This window comes from Pleomorphomonas diazotrophica (assembly GCF_002844595.1).
Lineage (GTDB): Bacteria > Pseudomonadota > Alphaproteobacteria > Rhizobiales > Pleomorphomonadaceae > Pleomorphomonas > Pleomorphomonas diazotrophica.
Window position 1 is genome coordinate 25,768 of the sequence record NZ_PJNW01000015.1, and the last position, 16,212, is coordinate 41,979.

General features: G+C 64.9%; 17 protein-coding genes. 7 read left to right on the plus strand and 10 right to left on the minus strand.

Going from position 1 to position 16,212, the window contains the following annotated elements:
• Positions 1–305: 305 nt before the first annotated feature.
• Positions 306–794, plus strand: coding sequence for a ferritin (locus CXZ10_RS17290; protein ID WP_101290617.1), 489 nt, complete (start codon positions 306–308; stop codon positions 792–794).
• 416 nt (positions 795–1,210) lie between these two features.
• Positions 1,211–2,161 (plus strand): GNAT family N-acetyltransferase, encoded by a 951-nt coding sequence (locus CXZ10_RS17295; protein ID WP_101290618.1) that lies wholly within the window; start codon positions 1,211–1,213, stop codon positions 2,159–2,161.
• 362 nt (positions 2,162–2,523) lie between these two features.
• Here CXZ10_RS17295 and add read toward each other — a convergent pair whose 3' ends face one another.
• Together add and CXZ10_RS17305 are read right to left on the minus strand one after the other, a co-directional pair.
• Positions 2,524–3,537, minus strand: a complete 1,014-nt coding sequence (gene add, locus CXZ10_RS17300) for an adenosine deaminase (protein ID WP_101290619.1) — start codon at positions 3,535–3,537, stop codon at positions 2,524–2,526.
• Between the two features lie 82 nt (positions 3,538–3,619).
• Positions 3,620–4,519 carry a LysR substrate-binding domain-containing protein gene (locus CXZ10_RS17305; RefSeq protein ID WP_101290620.1) on the minus strand — a complete coding sequence of 300 codons (900 nt, stop codon included), beginning with the start codon at positions 4,517–4,519 and terminating at the stop codon, positions 3,620–3,622.
• Between the two features lie 150 nt (positions 4,520–4,669).
• Here CXZ10_RS17305 and CXZ10_RS17310 point away from each other — a divergent pair, with 150 nt between their 5' ends.
• Positions 4,670–4,984 (plus strand): hypothetical protein, encoded by a 315-nt coding sequence (locus CXZ10_RS17310; protein WP_101290621.1) that lies wholly within the window; start codon positions 4,670–4,672, stop codon positions 4,982–4,984.
• Positions 4,985–5,768: 784 nt separating this feature from the next.
• Here the strand turns inward: CXZ10_RS17310 and CXZ10_RS17315 are convergent.
• Complete coding sequence (locus tag CXZ10_RS17315; RefSeq protein WP_101290622.1) at positions 5,769–6,686, minus strand: LysR family transcriptional regulator; 918 nt, start codon at positions 6,684–6,686, stop codon at positions 5,769–5,771.
• Positions 6,687–6,822: 136 nt separating this feature from the next.
• Here CXZ10_RS17315 and CXZ10_RS17320 point away from each other — a divergent pair, with 136 nt between their 5' ends.
• On the plus strand, positions 6,823–7,152 hold the full coding sequence (locus CXZ10_RS17320; RefSeq protein WP_101290623.1) for a nuclear transport factor 2 family protein: 330 nt from the start codon (positions 6,823–6,825) through the stop codon (positions 7,150–7,152).
• Entirely contained in the window at positions 7,149–7,928 is a 780-nt protein-coding gene (locus CXZ10_RS17325; protein WP_101290624.1) for an SDR family oxidoreductase, read from the plus strand. Before CXZ10_RS17320 ends, CXZ10_RS17325 begins: the two co-directional genes overlap by 4 nt.
• A gap of 512 nt (positions 7,929–8,440) precedes the next feature.
• Here CXZ10_RS17325 and CXZ10_RS21395 read toward each other — a convergent pair.
• The 4 genes from CXZ10_RS21395 to CXZ10_RS17355 form a co-directional block, all read right to left on the minus strand.
• Positions 8,441–8,983, minus strand: a complete 543-nt coding sequence (locus CXZ10_RS21395) for a zeta toxin family protein (protein WP_180336058.1) — start codon at positions 8,981–8,983, stop codon at positions 8,441–8,443.
• Positions 8,984–10,463: 1,480 nt separating this feature from the next.
• Entirely contained in the window at positions 10,464–10,838 is a 375-nt protein-coding gene (locus CXZ10_RS17345) for a hypothetical protein (RefSeq protein WP_210199956.1), read from the minus strand.
• Positions 10,835–11,131, minus strand: a complete 297-nt coding sequence (locus tag CXZ10_RS17350; RefSeq protein WP_101290627.1) for an autorepressor SdpR family transcription factor — start codon at positions 11,129–11,131, stop codon at positions 10,835–10,837. Before CXZ10_RS17350 ends, CXZ10_RS17345 begins: the two co-directional genes overlap by 4 nt.
• A gap of 71 nt (positions 11,132–11,202) precedes the next feature.
• Positions 11,203–12,105, minus strand: a complete 903-nt coding sequence (locus CXZ10_RS17355) for a LysR substrate-binding domain-containing protein (protein WP_101290628.1) — start codon at positions 12,103–12,105, stop codon at positions 11,203–11,205.
• Between the two features lie 102 nt (positions 12,106–12,207).
• Here CXZ10_RS17355 and CXZ10_RS17360 point away from each other — a divergent pair, with 102 nt between their 5' ends.
• On the plus strand, positions 12,208–13,197 hold the full coding sequence (locus CXZ10_RS17360; RefSeq protein ID WP_101290629.1) for a zinc-dependent alcohol dehydrogenase family protein: 990 nt from the start codon (positions 12,208–12,210) through the stop codon (positions 13,195–13,197).
• Here CXZ10_RS17360 and CXZ10_RS21400 read toward each other — a convergent pair.
• The 3 genes from CXZ10_RS21400 to CXZ10_RS17370 all read right to left on the minus strand — a co-directional run bounded on the left by CXZ10_RS21400 (position 13,167) and on the right by CXZ10_RS17370 (position 15,574).
• Entirely contained in the window at positions 13,167–13,352 is a 186-nt protein-coding gene (locus CXZ10_RS21400; RefSeq protein WP_143741557.1) for a hypothetical protein, read from the minus strand. The two genes, CXZ10_RS17360 and CXZ10_RS21400, sit on opposite strands and share 31 nt — an antisense overlap.
• Positions 13,353–13,538: 186 nt before the next feature.
• Positions 13,539–14,789 (minus strand): radical SAM protein, encoded by a 1,251-nt coding sequence (locus CXZ10_RS17365; protein ID WP_101290630.1) that lies wholly within the window; start codon positions 14,787–14,789, stop codon positions 13,539–13,541.
• 176 nt (positions 14,790–14,965) lie between these two features.
• Positions 14,966–15,574, minus strand: a complete 609-nt coding sequence (locus tag CXZ10_RS17370) for a 5'-methylthioadenosine/S-adenosylhomocysteine nucleosidase (protein ID WP_101290631.1) — start codon at positions 15,572–15,574, stop codon at positions 14,966–14,968.
• Between the two features lie 134 nt (positions 15,575–15,708).
• Between CXZ10_RS17370 and CXZ10_RS17375 the strand changes: the two genes are divergently transcribed.
• A complete protein-coding gene (locus CXZ10_RS17375) occupies positions 15,709–16,185 on the plus strand; it encodes a hypothetical protein (RefSeq protein ID WP_101290632.1) in 477 nt (158 codons plus the stop codon).
• The last annotated feature ends 27 nt before the right edge of the window (positions 16,186–16,212 follow it).

Here is a 16,212-nt window from a genome sequence, read left to right on the forward strand (position 1 = left end):
CGATGGCCGACTGAGAGTATGTGCATCCCGATGCCCCCTGGCTTCCGGCGTGCCTGCTGGTGCGTAACTCGTGATTTTTACCCCAAAATCCTGGTGTGGGCGGCGCCTTTCGGATTGGGGAAGGTCTCTTCCGTAGCGGGGGGCGCGGCCAACACGGCGGCGCCAACAATCACCGCCCCGCGTTTCCTCAGCACTAGCGCGTATTGGGAAAAGTGGAGACGCTCTTCAGGAAAAAAGCGCGATAAAACAAAAAGGCTAGGAGCGGTGATGCATCGTCGGCGCGGGCGACAAGAGGAGAAGTGAAGATGTTGAGTGATGCCCTTCAGAACGGCTTCAACGAGCAGATCCAGAAAGAGTTCTATTCCTCGTATCTGTATCTCGCGATGGCCGCCCATTTCGAAGCCGCGAACCTGCCGGGCTTCGCATCGTGGATGAAGAAGCAGTCGGACGAGGAACGCGGCCACGGCATGAAGCTGTGGGACTATGTGTACGATCGCGGCGGCAAGGTCGAACTTGCGGCGATCGAGCAGCCGCCCGTGGCGTTCGGCAAGCCGCTGGAGGTGTTCGAGCTGGTGCTGGCGCACGAACAGAAGGTCACCCAGTCGATCAACGCGCTCTATGCGCTGGCGGCCAAGAACGACGACGTGGCGGCCGAGATTTTCCTGCAATGGTTCGTCACCGAGCAGGTCGAGGAAGAGAAGAGCGTCACCGACGTGATCGCACAGCTCAAGATGTCGGGCGACAACGGCTTCGCCGCCCTGTTCGTGGACAAACACATCCTGGGCCAGAGGTAACGGCTGGCACCCAACCGCTTTCGGTGAAGTCCCGAATCTCCCCCAGAGGCGGAGGTTCGGGACGCTGCGCCTAGGCCACGGTGCGGGTGTTCTTTCGGATGGATCGAGCCCGCCTTGCACCGTCCTCGTTGACGGTGGGAGCGGCGCGCGGCTAGGCTTGCCGCGAAGTCTGAGTGGAAAGGAGGCACGCATGCGGAAGAGCATTGCAATCCGCCGGTCGTCCGGCGTGTCTCGCGCGGCGGTGTCGTCGCAGCTTCCTTTCATTGCGGCTCCTCAGAGCATTCGCCGACCAAATTGAAACATTTGGTCGTCCAGCGAATGCTCCAGATTCATTTGCTGGAGCAGCCGCTTTTCGATCAGGTTGATTCAACCTGATCGGCGGGTGCTCTAGGAAGCCGAGCTCAGGACTTTCTTTCATGTTCAAACTCGAACCGGATGGCTTTGCCGCCATCGCACCGCTTTTTGACAACCTTTCTCTTCGCCACGGCAGCGTCAGGGCCGTTCTCCGCGACCCGTCTCTCGGCGATATCTGGGTCGACGATCTGGCGTCGCCGCGTCAGGCCATTCTGCGTGGGCCGGAGGGGCTGTATCTCGCCGGCGATCCCCGTTCCGACCTCGGCGGCCTTGCCGGCGAGATTGAAGATTGGGAATACGTGTATCCCGATGAACCCTGGCTGCCCGCCATCGGCGAGGTTCTGCCCAACCGGTTCATGATCGCGCACGACCGGGTGCGGCTTGCCCTGGACGCAGGCCGCGCGCGGTCCTTTGCCGTGCCCGACGGCTTCGAGCTTGTCGCGGACAGCCAGTCCGTGGAGGTATCCATCATCCATGCGGGCGAGGTCGTCTCGCGCTGTTCGGTGGACATGGTCGTCGACGGCTATGCCGAGTTCGGCGTCTGGACGCACCCGGCCTATCGCGGGCGGGGCCTCGCGAAAGCGGCAGCCGCCGCCAGTCTTCACCGGGCCGGCGAGCAGGGCGTCACCGCCTTTGGCTGGCACTGCTACGCGTCCAACACCCGGTCCCAGACGGTCGCCAAGGCTCTGGGGTTCGAGGTGACCGATCGCTACCTGGGCTTCGCCGCCCGTGTGCCGGCCGAAAACGACGGTGACCTCGATACCGCCTATTGCCGCGAACTGGCGGCGACATTCGAGGCCGGCGCCTCTGAGATCGTCTGGCTCGACTTTCACGCGGCGGTGGCCTGGGTGTTGGCCGGCGAGCCCGGCAAGGCCGTGACCACAGTGGAGCGGCTGGTGGAGCGCGGATGGTGGGGCAAGACGGAGTGGCTCGAACAGCACTGGGCGTTGGAAAGGCTGAAGGCCGATCCCCGCTTCCAGGGCGCGCTCAACGCGCACCGCGCCACCCGCTAGAGCCGCAAGGGCGAAGGCTTGATATCGGGTCCGCCTTTCCCGCGTCGCTATCGTTGCGCAATGCGTGCATGGGCGCTCTATATCAGCGTTGCACTCCGTTCTGCCCGAGGTCCTCGCCTGCGCAAGGATGACAATTTATAGATATGGAACAAAGGGATAGAGCGTATCGCCTCGCCTCTGAGGTTTCCCCCTCCGTGTAAGGCAGCACGATGCGCTCCTCATGGTGGATTGCGGACTATCCAACTGATTCCTCTATATAAATTGTCATCCTTGCGCAGGCGAGGACCTCGGGCAGAACTGAGCGAGCCGCCGATATCGTGCTCCCCCAAACCGAGCCGCCTGACGCGCCTACCTTGCCGGAGCTAGCCGCCCCACCCCTCAATCAACCTTGCGCCCAACCCGGCCTTCGCCTCTTCCGGCAGGAAGGCGTGTCTCACGGCTTCGAGGTTGTGGGCGAGGAACTCGCCGGTTTGCCAGCCGAAGGCGGCGGAGAGGCGGCGGTATTCCAGCGACAGGGTGAGCGGAGCGACGGTGCGGGCGTCGGTGTTGATGGAGAGCGACAGGCCGCGCCGCGACATCCGGTCCACGGGGTGGCTGGCATAGTCGCCGAAGACGCCGACCTGGATGTTGGACGACGGGCAGACCTCGAGGTGAAGGTTGCGCGCCTTGATCTCGGCCAGGAGGTCGTCGCTTTCGATGGCGCGGACGCCGTGGCCGATGCGGGCGGGGGCGATGAGCGCCATCACCTCGCGGAGGCTGTCCGGCCCGGCCGCCTCGCCGGCGTGGGCGGTGACGGGGAGGCTGAGCTCATGGGCGCGGTCGAACACCCGCCGGTTGGCGGCGGCCGGGTGGCCGGCCTCGTCGCCGGCAAGGTCGACGCCGACGACGCCGCGATCGCGCCAGCGGTGGGCGAGCTCGATCACCTTGAGGTTCTCGTCGGGCGGATAGTCGCGCAGCGCGCAGAGGAGGAGCCCGGCCTTGATGCCGGTGGCCGCCTCGCCCTCGGCAAGGCCCTCGGTGACTGCCGCCATCACCTGATCGAGACCGAGGCCGCCGCGCTGGTGGGTGTGCGGCGCGAAGCGGATCTCGGCGTAGATGACGCCGTCGTCGGCCAGCGCCCGCAGCAGCTCGTCCATGGCGATGGCGAGCGCCGGCGCCGTTTGCAGCGCCTCGCAGGAGGGGCCGATGGCGCGGAGGTAGTCCATCAGGCTGTCGCAGCGCTCGGGCGCGGTGAAGACGCGGCGAAACTCGGCCTCGCCGATCGGGTTGCCGAGGCGATGAAGCGCGCGCCGCGTCAGCGAGCAGTCGAGGTGGACATGCAGCTCCACCTTGGGCCTTGCGGTGAAATCGGGCGTGCCGGTCACATCCACGAGCATGGTCGGTCTCCGTCTTCGGGAGACTGTCGCCGCATGGGGCCCGAGCGGCAACCGATTTCCGGGCTTCTCAGTTGAGGCGCGCTCAACTCATCCCGAAGGCGGCGGCCTCGGAGGCGGCGAATTCGGCCTGGAACCAGCGGAGCGTGGACATGTGCAGCGCCGAGGTTTGGTCGGAGCGCCAGAGCAGCGCCCAGTTGCCGTCGCGCCTGTAGAGGCCGAGCGGCGCCACCAGGTCCCCGGCGGCGATGGCGTCCCACACGGCGGGGCCGGGCGCCAGCACGGCGCCGACGCCGGCTTCCGCCGCCTTGATGGCGAAGAGCAGCCGCTCGAAGCGCAGCATGGGCGTCTCCGGCAGCGCCACGCCGCTTTCCATCGACCAGTTGGACCACATGGCTGTGGGCCAGACGGTGGTGAGCCGCTGCACGCCGAGGATCGCCTCGGGCGGCCCGCCCTCGGCAAGCAGCGCCGGCGTCGCCACCGGGCCGAAGGTTTCCGGGCCGATCGTGTGGCGGATCATGCCCGGTATGGCCGTCTCGCCGCCCACCACCACGTGGATGTCGATGGAGCGGTCGGTGGCAACGGGGTCCTTGTTCCAGGCGACGACGTCGATCTCCGTTCCCTTGAGCCGGCGCAGCAGCCTGGGCAGGCGCGGCAGGAACCAGCGGACCAGGAAGGTGGCGGGCGCGGCGACCACCAGCCGGCCGCGCTGGCCCGAGCGTTCGGCCCGCTCCACCGAGCGCACGATGCTCTCGAAGGCGGCGGCCAGCGACTGGGCCAGCCGCTCGGCCGTCTCGGTGAGGATCAGCTTGCGATGGCCGCGAATGAACAGCTCGGTCTTGAGCGACGCCTCCAGCGCCCGGATCTGCTTGGACACCGCCCCATCGGTGACCCCCAGCTCCATGGCCGCGAGCCGCACGCTGCCAAGCCGCGCCACCGCCTCGAAGACGCGCAGGGCCGAGAGGTGGTCGAGGGGGTCGAGCATGGGCGAGGGTGGTTCCGGGCGGGGAGGGCGGGAGGGGAGTTTAGGGCTGGGGGCGGGGGATGGGAAGGGGCGATACGGGTGGCTGGTTGCGCGGGGCGGGCTTGTCGCCTTAGTGTTGAAGACAATACCGGCAGCGGCAGGAAGGCTTCCATGGCCGAGATGTTCTCACTGTCCCATGTGACGCGCGACCCCGAGGGCCTCGCGCTGGTCGTCGAGGTGACGCTGCCGCAGATCTCAAGCTGGCTGATGCACCGCTTCGAGGACCTGCCGGAACACCTGATGCAGCACATCCGCGACCTCGACCTTTTGAGGGAGGCGCTGGCGCCGCTCTATGGCGAGATGCGGGAGGGCGACAGCCTGTGGCTCTGCCGCAGCAGGGAGATCGGGCACTCGCACGGGCACGAGGGCATCGCGCTGGTGCGGGATGGGCGGCCGGTGGTTTACGTGCGGGCGGTGCAGTATTGAGGGGGTAAATGGCTTCCCTTTCCTATCGGGCTCGGGAGCACGATATCGGCCGATCGCTCCATCCTGCCCGAGGTCCACCTTGAATTCGCTCGCGAATTCAAGCGGCCTGCGCGAGGATGACAGGAAATTGATATAAAACAGATGGTTAGTGTTGGGCTCTTCGCTCGCCGGCCTGTCTCTCACCATCACGCTGTCAGGTTGGGCTCCCGTTCCTATGGGCTGTCCTCCTCTGCGCAGGCAGAGGATCTCGGGACGAGAAGGTGACGAGGGTCGTATCGGGTTCCCGACGCAAGGAGCCCTATATCGGCCGATCGCCCCTTTCTGCCTGAGGTCCTGGCCTTCGCCAGGATGACAGGAAATTGATATAAAGCAGGTGGTTAGCGTATAGCTCTTTGCCTGCCGACCTGTCTCCCGTTCCTATCAGGCTGTCATCCTCGCGCAGGCGAGGACCTCGGGACGAGAAGGTGAAGAGGGTCCTATCAGGCTCCCGGTGCAAGAAGCGCTATCGAACGATCATGCTCGGGAGCGCTATGTCGGTCGATCGCCCCTTTCTGCCTGAGGTCCTCGCCTGCGCGAGGATGACAGCCTGATAGGAACGGGAGACAGGCCGGCGAGCGAAGAGCCCAACACTAACCATCTGTTTTATATCAATTTCCTGTCATCCTCGCGCAGGCGAGGACCTCGGGACGAGAAGGTGGTGAGGGTCGTATCAGGCTCCGATGCAAGGCGCACGATATCGGCCGATCGTTCCATCCTTCCCGAGGACCAAGACGTTCGTTACCTGTCATCTCACCGTTGCCGAACTCGAGGCCGCAGCAAACTCGCGTGCCGCCTGGATGAAGGCCGTGAAAGCGGCGGGCGGGTTCTTTCGGCCGGGGTAGTACAGCGACAATGGGGGCAAGGAGGGTGTCCAGTCTTCGAGGACGCGCACCAGCCGCCCTGCCTCGATGTCGGCGCGGACATCCGCCTCCATGACGTAACCGAGACCAAGGCCATTCCGCGCCGCTATGCTGACAAGGCTTGACTCGTCGAGCGTGATCGAACCCTGCACGTCGATCTGAACGGCCTCCCCATCCTTCTCGAACTTCCAGCGAAACAAGGCGTTGTTGGGAAGCCGCGCACGGATGCAGCGAAACCGGTAAAGGTCGGCCGGAACAAGGGGACTGCCGTAGGTGCGCTGGAACTCGGGCGATGCGACGACGGCATTGCTGCGCGGTCGGCCGAGCGGCACCGCGATCATGTCGTTCGGCACCAGATTAAGCGGCCTCAAGCCCAGGTCGAAGCCGGCCGCGACGATGTCGACAATCCGTCCCTCGGTGACCAGATCGATGTGGACCTGAGGATAGCGCTGAAGGAACGGCAGGATGAACGGCTCCATGATCTCCCGCGCCGCCGTCGCGAATGCGTTGATCCGCAATGTGCCGGTTGGCGTCTCCTGAAGCGACTGGACGGCGTGCATCGCGTCGTGGATGTCGGTCATCGCCGGCCCGACCCGCTCGACGAAGGTCCTTCCCGCGTCGGTGAGCGAGACGCTGCGCGTCGTGCGGTTGAACAGGCGAATGCCCAGGCGCTGCTCGAGCTTTGCAACGGCATTGCTGAGCGCCGTCGTGGACATGCCGAGTTCCAGCGCGGCGGCCCGAAACGAGCCGAGGCGCGCAATGCTCAAGACGGCATCGAGATCGACGAGGACTGATCGGGCCATTGTCCCTCTTTTCGCAATTCCTCATCCTTCTTTGTCCCGATTATCGTGTCAACTGCCGTGCCCTAGATTGTCGCTGTCGCCCCCCGAAAGGGGCGAGGCCCCGCCGCCACCGGACCGGGAAAAGAGGGAGACCAGCATGACGATCAAGCTACCGAAGGGCATCGAGGCCTATTTCGAGGCCGACCGGAGCGGAAGCCCCGAGGCGATTGCCGCCACGTTCACCGAGACCGGGATCGTGAAGGACAAAGGCAAGATCCACAGGGGGCGGGACGCCATCCGCGCGTGGATGGCCGAGGCGCTCCAGGAGTACAGCTACACGGTGGAGCCTTTCCTCATCGCCACCGAAAACGGCAAGATCCAGGTGACGGGCCACGTCGCCGGCACCTTCCCAGGCAGCCCTGTCGATCTGCGGTTCGTCTTCGTTCTCGCGGACGACAAGGTCGCCGAACTGGAGATTACGGTATGACCCCCTTTCTCACTCTGGAGGGTCGCCGCGCCCTGATCACCGGCGGCACCTCGGGCGCCGGCGCCGCGACCGTGGCGCTGTTCAAGGCGCTCGGCGCCCGCGTGCTGACCACCGCCCGCACCAGGCCGGCGGACTTCTCGGGCGCCGCATTCGTCGAAGCCGACCTGACCACCAAAGCGGGGGTTCAAACCGTCGTCGATGCGGTCAATCGGGAGCTCGGCGGGCTTGATATCCTGGTGAACGTCCTGGGCGGCTCCTCGGCCCCGTCAGGCGGCTTTTCCGTTCTCACCGACGAGGAATGGGACAAGGAATTCAACCTCAACTTCTTTCCGGCGGTCAGGCTCGATCGCGCTCTCCTCCCGGCGATGATCGCCCAGGGAAGCGGCGTCGTCATCCACGTCACCTCGATCCAGAGAAACCTGCCGCTGCCGGAGGCGACGACCGGCTACGCCTCGGCAAAGGCGGCGCTCAACACCTACAGCAAGAGCCTCTCCAAGGAGGTTTCGCCCAAGGGGGTACGAGTGGTGCGGGTCTCTCCCGGCTGGATCGCCGATCGGGGCTCCAACGGCCTTGCGCTGCGCATCGCCGAGCAAGCCGGCATCAGTTATGACGACGCGGTGCAGGTGATCATGCGCTCCCTCGGCGGCATACCGCTCGGACGGCCGGCCGCGCCGCAAGAGGTCGCCGACCTCATCGCCTTCCTCGCCTCGGACCGGGCCTCATCGATCACCGGGTCGGAGCACGTGATCGACGGAGGCACCGTTCCGACCAGTTGAGGCCGGGGTGCGTTCGGCCCCGCATGACCTGTCTGGGAGGGGGCTGGTGTGAGGCTCCCGTGGACCTGAATGCCCCGCCGCCTTCAGCCGCTTTGCGGCCACGAGGGCATCGCGCTCCTCCGAGAAGAGCGGCCGATCGTCTCCATTTGCAGGGTGTACCAGGGAGGGGCGGATGAGGATCGTATCAGGCTCCCGAGGCACGGAACGCTAGGCCGACCGATCATGCTCGGGAGCGCTATATCGGCCGATCGCTCCATCCTGCCTGAGGTCCTCGCCTGCGCGAGGATGACAGGAAACTGATATAAATATAGTTAGCGTGTAGCTCTTCGCTCCCCGACCTATCTCCCCTTACTATCAGGCTGTCATCCTCGCGCAGGCGAGGACCTCAGGACGAGAGGGCGACGCGGGTTATATCAGGCTCCCGATGCAGGGAGAGCAATCGGGTAGCCGATATCCGCAAGTTGACGCCTACGCCAGAAGCGACAGATCGGAAGCTGGTTCTGGGGCTATGCTCATCTTTTGGACGCGGTATTTAAGGGCAGAGGTTCCCAGCCACAGTCGGCAATGATCTGTATCGTGGTATCCGCAAGAGACTGATCGGGACCGATAAGTGTTTCGTCAACACCCCTCAGCCCATCATCTTCTCGCCACCACTGCCGCATCTCGCTCTCACCGAAGTCGCCAGCATTCGGCTTTGTGTTGTGCCTTTTCAGTGTCTCCTGGAATGGAATTTTGTAACGATAGCACCGTGTAATACCTTGATGATCGGAAATCAGTCTCCTCAGCATGTCGCCGTAGATGTCGTTCTGCAGGATGCCCTCAACGATCACACTGAGCCTGCGATCGAGAGCGAAATGGGCTGAGATTTCCATATAGTCCGCCGCCATCGATGGCTTCGTGTCGGGAACATGCAGGATGTTCCGCCGGAGCACATCCTGTCCGATGATGGCTACACCACGAGGAAGACTGCTGCGAATTGCCGCTGCCAGCGCAGATTTCCCGCTTCCCGAGTTCCCCCGGATGACAATAAGCCGAGTTTGACTGTTGCCCATCATTTCGCGGTTGCCCTCCCGCGCCCCAGATCTACTTGGGCACGGCGCCATCGGTAACCCCCCAAGCTCCATGGCCGCCAGCCGCTCGCTGCCAAGCCGCGCCACCGTCTCAAAAAAGCGCAGGGCCGGGAGGCGATCGGGGGGGCGCCATCTGCCCTACTTGGGTTTCTAAAGGGCGTTCAAATGGTGGACTAAAACGCATCTCCTGCCAAAGTGTATGTGAAAATTACCTGAAAGAACGTCATGACAGTTGGTACTATAATAATAGTTTTTCCTAAATAGTATGAAAGCAGAGCGGGTAGCCTGAACTTCAAATCCGATACATTAAGTACCCGGTAGAGCTCTCCCATTGGATCTGCCAAGCTATTCGGATCGACCTCGCTCCTCCCATTATACGAAAACATGGGTGCGTCTTTAGCGAGCGGTTCGGTTTCGGTTCCTCGCTCGATTAGTTTTTGCAAGTATTCGAAATTTCGAGGCTGGCAGAAATAGGCCTTCTCAGCTTCAAAGAAGCCGGCCGCAGAATCATACTTCTTGATCAGTGTCGGACACCTCAGTCCATACAGAGCCGCACCTATGGCGATCGAGCAGCAGCCCAAATACAGTAAAAGGAGACGCAGCGACGGGCCACAACTCCGTGGTCGGCAAAAATCGGTATGTAGGCTAAGGAATTGAACGATTTCCCTGTTGAATAGCAGAAGATAGCCGACCAATGGCACCGCGATGGTCGCCTTGGCGATTGGTGAATTTCCCAATCCCCGCAATACGCTCCATCTTGAGCGATGTTCAAGCCATGCAACTATCCTCATTCCGCGACACGTCCTTCGGATTGCTCTCGGTTCCCCAACTCGATATCGCCGCTCAGGCACCAGAGTCGAGGCCGATTAGACGAAGGTCTATGGAGCATAGGCTATGTCGGCCGCTTCGCCTTCTCGTCTTGAGGTCCACCTGAGTTCACGCGTGAACTCAAGAGGCCTTTACGAGGGTGACAATTCATTGATATGTAACAATGAGATAGGTCGTTTCGCTTGGTGTGGTGTGGTTGCGGGCGCTAGTGGGGCGTCTGCTTTGTCGGATGGGTATGCTCTCGGGTTATCCGATTGAAACGTATGTATAAATTGTCATCCTTGCGCAGGCGAGGACCTCGGGCAGGACGAAGCGCTAGGTTGCTATCGGGCGCCCTTGTTTCTTAGTGCTCTATATGGGCCGGTGCGCCCCTTTCTGCCTGAGGTCCTCGCCTGCGTGAGGATGACAGGAAGTTGATATAAAACGGGTGGTTAGCGTGGTGTTCTTCGCTCACCGGCCTGTTTCCTCGTTCCCATCACGCTGCCATTCTGGCGAAGGCGGCTTGAACTCACGAGTGAGTTCAAGGTGGATCTCGGGACGGGAAGGTGAAGGAGGGCGTATCAGGCTCTTGAGGCAAAGAGCGCGGTATCCGTCGATCGCTCCATCCTGCTCGAGGTCCCCGCCTTTATCACCGGCCTCACGTGTCCGCCCGGAGCTTGAAGGCGTAGGCCAGGGTGGCGATCACGCCGGCCGCCACCGCCGCGGTGCCCAGGGCGATGGCGGTGTCGATCTCGGCGAAGGCCCAGAGCCCGGCATAGGTGAGGCCGCTCAGCACCATGGACCAGCCGGCGAAGCGGTTCATCCGCTGGGCGCAGGCGCTGGGCGCCACCGCCTTGGGCGCACGATTTCCGAAATAGGCGATCATCAGGCCGTTGACGCCGATGACCAGACGCAGCGTGGTGTCCTGGTCGATGTGACCCTGCTGCCGCGCGAAGCTGGCGCCCAGCGCCAAGAGGATGATGGCGCCGGCCCAGGCGAGGCCGGGACGAAGGTCGTGGATGAGGTCTTTCATCGCTGCGGCTCCATCTTGCCGGGCGCCTGCTCGACGCCGAGGCCAAAGGACTGCGCGAAGCCCAGCAGCGCCTCTTCCAGCACCGAGAGCTTCAAATGATAGATGACGGACTTGCCCGCCTTCTCGGCGTGGACGAGGTCGGCCTCCCTCAGCACGGCGAAATGGGCGGACATGGTGGGCTTCGACACGTCGAAATGGTCCGACAGCTCGCCGGCGCTCATCGGCCCGTTGCGCAGGAGCTGCAGCACGCGGCGGCGAGTCGGATCCGAAAGGGCCTTGAACACCTGGCTCATGGTTTTATAATTAGCTAAATATCGAAATGAGTCAAGACTGGTCGGCTGGGCACATTCCATCCCTCATTCCCTCACCCCATCATCCCCGGCAACCCCGCCGCCAGCGCATCCACCGCGACCCGCACCTTGAGCGGCAGGTGGGGCGTGCGGAGCCAGAGGGCATGGGCGGGGTAGAGGTGGGGTGGCTGGTCGGGGAGGAGGGGGATGAGCTTGCTCTGGCGGACGCGCTCGGCGATCAGCCAGGAGGGGAGCCAGGCGAGGCCCATGCCTGCGGCTGCGGCCTCGGCGATGGCGTCGAGGTCGTCGAGCTTCATCCGGCTCTGCGGCAGGATCTCCAGCGGCGGCTCGCCCTCGCGCGGGAACAGCCAGGGCTGGAGGCGGAAGCCGGCGCGGCGGTAGAGGATGGCGCGATGGGCGCCGAGATCGTCGATCCCTGACGGATGCCCATGGTCGCGGAGATAGGCCGGCGACGCACAGACGACCATGCGCTGAAAGGCCAGGCGACGCCCCACTACGCCCGAGTGGTCGGCGAGGTCGCCGGTGCGGATGGCGAGGTCGTAGCCGTCCTCGGCCAGGTCGGCGAAGCGGTCGCCGAACGACAGTTCCAGCTCCAGCGCCGGGTGCTGGCGCTGGAGTTCCGTCAGGATGGGCAGCACGCAGTATCGGCCGAAATGGGTGGGCATGGTCACGCGCAGCCGGCCGCGCGGCTCGGATGCATGGTCGGCGGCCAGCGCGTCGGCGGCCTCCGCCTCGGCGAGAACGACGCGGCAGCGCTCGTAATAGGCGCGCCCGAGGTCGGTGAGGCTCTGGCGCCGCGTGGTGCGGTTGAGTAGACGGGCGCCGAGCCGCTCCTCCAGCTGCCGGACGTGCTTGCCCACCATGGGGGCAGAGAGGTCGAGCGCGCTGGCGGCGGCGGCGAAGGAGCCGAGATCGACCGCCTTGACGAAGACGGCCATGCTGGCGAGGCGGTCCAAATTCGGAACTCCTGGTTTCGAGAGTCGCGATTGTCAGCCAATTTATCGCGGTTTCCGCCGTGGGCATACTCCATTCGGTCTCAGGTCTTTGGAGTGTTCCAGATGGCGCGCATCATCCGCTTTCACGATTTCGGCGGCCCCGAGGTCTTGCGCATCGAGGAGATCGACCCTCCGAGGCCCGGCCCGGGCGAGGTGCAGATCGCCGTCAAGGCGCTGGGCCTCAATCGGGCGGAGGCGTTGATGCGCGCCGGCCGCTACATCGAGAGGCCCGCCCTGCCGTCCGGCCTCGGGCTGGAGGCGGCGGGCATCGTCACGCGGGTCGGCGACGGCGTCAGCGGGCTGGCGCCGGGCGACGCCGTCAGTGTGGTGCCGCCCATCTCCCAGGCGCGATATCCCGCCTATGGCGAGGCCGCCACCTTCCCGGCGGCGCATGTGGTCAGGCACCCGGCCTTTCTCGACTGGACGACGGCGGCGGCCGTCTGGATGGCCTATCTCACCGCCTATGGCGCGCTGATCGACATCGCCCGGCTCGGCCCCGGCGAGGCGGTGGCCATCACCGCGGCCTCAAGCAGCGTGGGCCTCGCGGCGATCCAGACCGCCAACCGGGTGGGCGCGACGCCCATCGCCGTCACCAGGACCTCGGCCAAGCGGCAGGCCCTGCTGGACGCCGGCGCCGCGCATGTCGTCTCCATCGCCGAGGGCGGCTTGGACACGCGGCTCGCCGCCCTCAGCGGGGCGGACGGGTTGCGCCTTGCCTTCGACGCGGTCGGCGGCCCGATGGTTGAGCCGCTGGCGGCGGCCCTGGCGCCCGGCGGCATCCTCATCGAGTATGGCGGGCTGAGCCCGGAGCCGACGCCCTTCCCACTGTTCACGGTGCTGAGCAAGACGCTGACGCTGCGCGGCTACCTGGTGCACGAGATCATCCGCGACGCCGCGCGCCTTGAGGCGGCCAAGGCCTTCGTTCTCGACGGCCTTGCTGCCGGCGCGCTCAGGCCGGTGATCGCCAGGGTGTTCGCCTTCGACGAGATCGTCGAGGCGCATCGCTACCTGGAGGCCGGCGATCAGCTGGGAAAGATCGTGGTGACGGTGTAGCCCGGCCGCGTCACGCCGCCTTCCCCGGTCAGGAGTAGGGGCTGGGGGCGCATGGTCCGCAGCTCGGCGGCGAGCAGCTCGGCGAGCAGTAGGGTTCGCAGGCGGGATCGCAGGGACCACAGGGCGCGCATGCCGGCTGGCACATGGGATCGCACGAACTCGGCTCGCACACCGGATCGCAGACGCTGTCCGGGCCGCAGGGGTCGCACGGGTTGCAGGTCGGGTCGCATTTGTCCGGTTCGCAGCCGGCGATGAGCATGGGACGCGCTGGATCGGTCAAGAGTTCAAACTTGTAACTCGGCATGATCCGTCTCCTTCCGGTGTTGGTCTTCCTCTTCCTCTCAAGACGCAGCTCCAGCCGGAAAACCGGCTCCCAGCTTGGCTGGAGTTGCTTTCAGTGTGGCAATGAATGCGTCTGGTGCGGTCCATGTGCCGGTTTCCGGCGCGTAGGTGCAGTACCAGGGCTTGGCAAACCTGCCGGCGCCGCAGGCGTCGGGGCGGCAGTCGAAGCAGAAATAGCGGTATTCGCAGGCGGCGCAGCTTTCGACGCGGTCCTTGGTCAGGTGCCGGATGCCGGGATCGAGGATGTCGGCAAGCGCTGATGACCTGAGGTTGCCGTGGCTGAAGCGCCGTTCCATGACGCAGGGAAAGACCTCCAGGTGGCAATCGATGTAGATGCTGCGGGCAAAGCAGTTGTGCCCCTTCGACTTCGCGCGAACATCGGTGAGGGACTGGGTGCGGCGGAAGTTGTCCTGGGTGATGAGCTTGCGTCTCAGCATGGCGTCGTCATAGAGCGTGAGGTCCGCCCGCCCGGTCAGCCGCACCAGATCGCGCTTGTCGACCGCATAGGCATCGCTCCGGCCCGCGTCGATCCCGGCGATTTCCACGCCGCAGGTCCGGTATTTCACGCCGTGGGCGCGAAGCAGCTCGATGGCGCGGGTGGTGCGCCTGAATGACCCGCGGGTGCGGGTCATCCGGTCATGCTGGGCCTCGTCACCCGAATGGAGCGACAGCGCGACGCTGACGCCCAAGGCCTTGAACTCCCTGACGAGGGGCTCCTTCAGCAAGGTCGCGTTGGTGAACACCTCGACGGCATCGAGGCGATCGCGGTACTCACGGATCCAGGCCGTCAGCCTCGACCCGAGCAGCAGGGGTTCGCCGCCGATGAACTGGACGTTGCGGATGCCGTAATCGCCGAGGCGGCGCATGGCGAGGCGGAGGTCCTCCTCGGCCATGTCGTCGCCGCTGGTTGGGCAGGAGCCCTCGTAACAATGCAGGCAGCGCATGTTGCAGCGCTGGGTGACTTCGATCCATGCGAAGTCCACGCGCCGATCGCCCAAGGGCGAGGTCTCAAGACTATCGAGAGAACAGGGCTCGTCGACGGCCCGAAGAAGGCCGGCCACTCCCAGTTGTTCGATCAGGCCGGTCTCGTCGGCCGCGAGCCCGTCGTCGCCTTGGCCCGCGAGCCGCTGGAGAAGGCGGAGCGTGTCGTTGTTGATGTGGTAGACCGCGCCGCTGCCGCCGTGGAAAAGGCAATGGCTCACCGCGCCCAGAATGAGGTGAACCTGTTGATCGAGCCGATAGAAGCTCATGGCGCGTCATCCAGCGGACAACCGTTTTCGCCAAGACGTGGAGCCGTCCCGAGAGGCTCCCTTGCGCGAGATCGGCAATCATACGCCGCCACACGCACGGGCTGAATTTCCAAATACTACTGATGAACTTAGGGATGTAGCACGAAGACAGAGATATCGTGCCTGCCGTCCTCCACTTACTCCGCCGCCACCACCTCGCCCGCCAATATCCGGTCGACGATGGTGGCGAGCTTCTCGTCGATGATGTGGAGATATTCCGTCCAGTCGCTGAACTTGGTCAGCTCGGCCTTGCCGTCGGAGATGCCGCGGAGGCCGAGGAGGGGGACGGCGAATTTCTGTGAGGCGCGCCAGAGGGCGAAGGTTTCCATGTCGACCATGTCGGCATCGACAAGGTCGTAGGCGGCGCCGGAGACGACGTTGCCGCCGGTGGAGAGGCTGGCTTCCGGCACGCCGGGGACGCGGAGCGGCAAGGGTATGACGGCGGGCAGGTCGAGGAGCGGCGTGGTGCCCTTCGGAAAGCCGAGGGGCGAGGCGTCGATGTCGCGATAGGCGATGGACGTCGCCTGATAGACCTCGGCGTGGCGGAGGCGGCGCGAGCCGGCCGAGCCGAGGCTCACCACCAGCTTCGGCAACTCGCCGCGATGGGCGCGGGCGCTGAGCTCGGCGGTGAGGTTGACGGCCGCCTCCACCGGGCCGACGCCGATCATCACCGGCTTGATGCGCGCCTTGAGCGCCGGGCCGTATTCCTGCTCGGCGGCCATGGCAAACAGCGTCGTCTCGCGCATGAGCGCTCCTCTCGAATCCCTGGTCGACGCTGCGACGCTAGCGGAACTTGGCCGGTGCCGCGAGGCAGGAGTGCGCTTTATTGCCTTGCCGCGATGCTCTAGGCTCTTCCGTAGCATCTGCCTCCGGAGGAGCCATGAAAGCCGTTGCCCTTGCCCTCGCGGGTCTCGCCGCCCTTGCCACCGCTGCCCGCGCCGAGGACGACCGCATCTGGCTGGGGCTCGACTATGGGGACGGTGCCACGCTGGTCTACGGCATGCCCGAAAGCGACGACGCGCCGATCGCCTTCGTCTGCGAGCTGCCGGGGCGCGAGCTGATCCTCGACGTGTCGCTCGGCGAGGCCTTCGAGCCGCGCGCGGGCGAGGTGGCGGTGACGATCACCGCGCCGCCGGTGAAGGGCAGCGTCTCGATGGCCGGCAGCGTCGAGGTCTCCGAGGAGACCGGCGACGTCATCCTGGAGGCGAAGGGGCGCCTGACGCCGGCGCTGTCGAGCATGCTCTCCAAGGGCAGGGAGCTCACCATCGCCCTGGGCAAGGAGAAGCGGACCTTCCCGCTCACCGGCGCCAAGGACGGAATGCGGCCGTTTGCGAGCGCCTGCGGCGAGCCGAGCTAGTTTGGCCTGCTTCATGAGCCCAAGCTG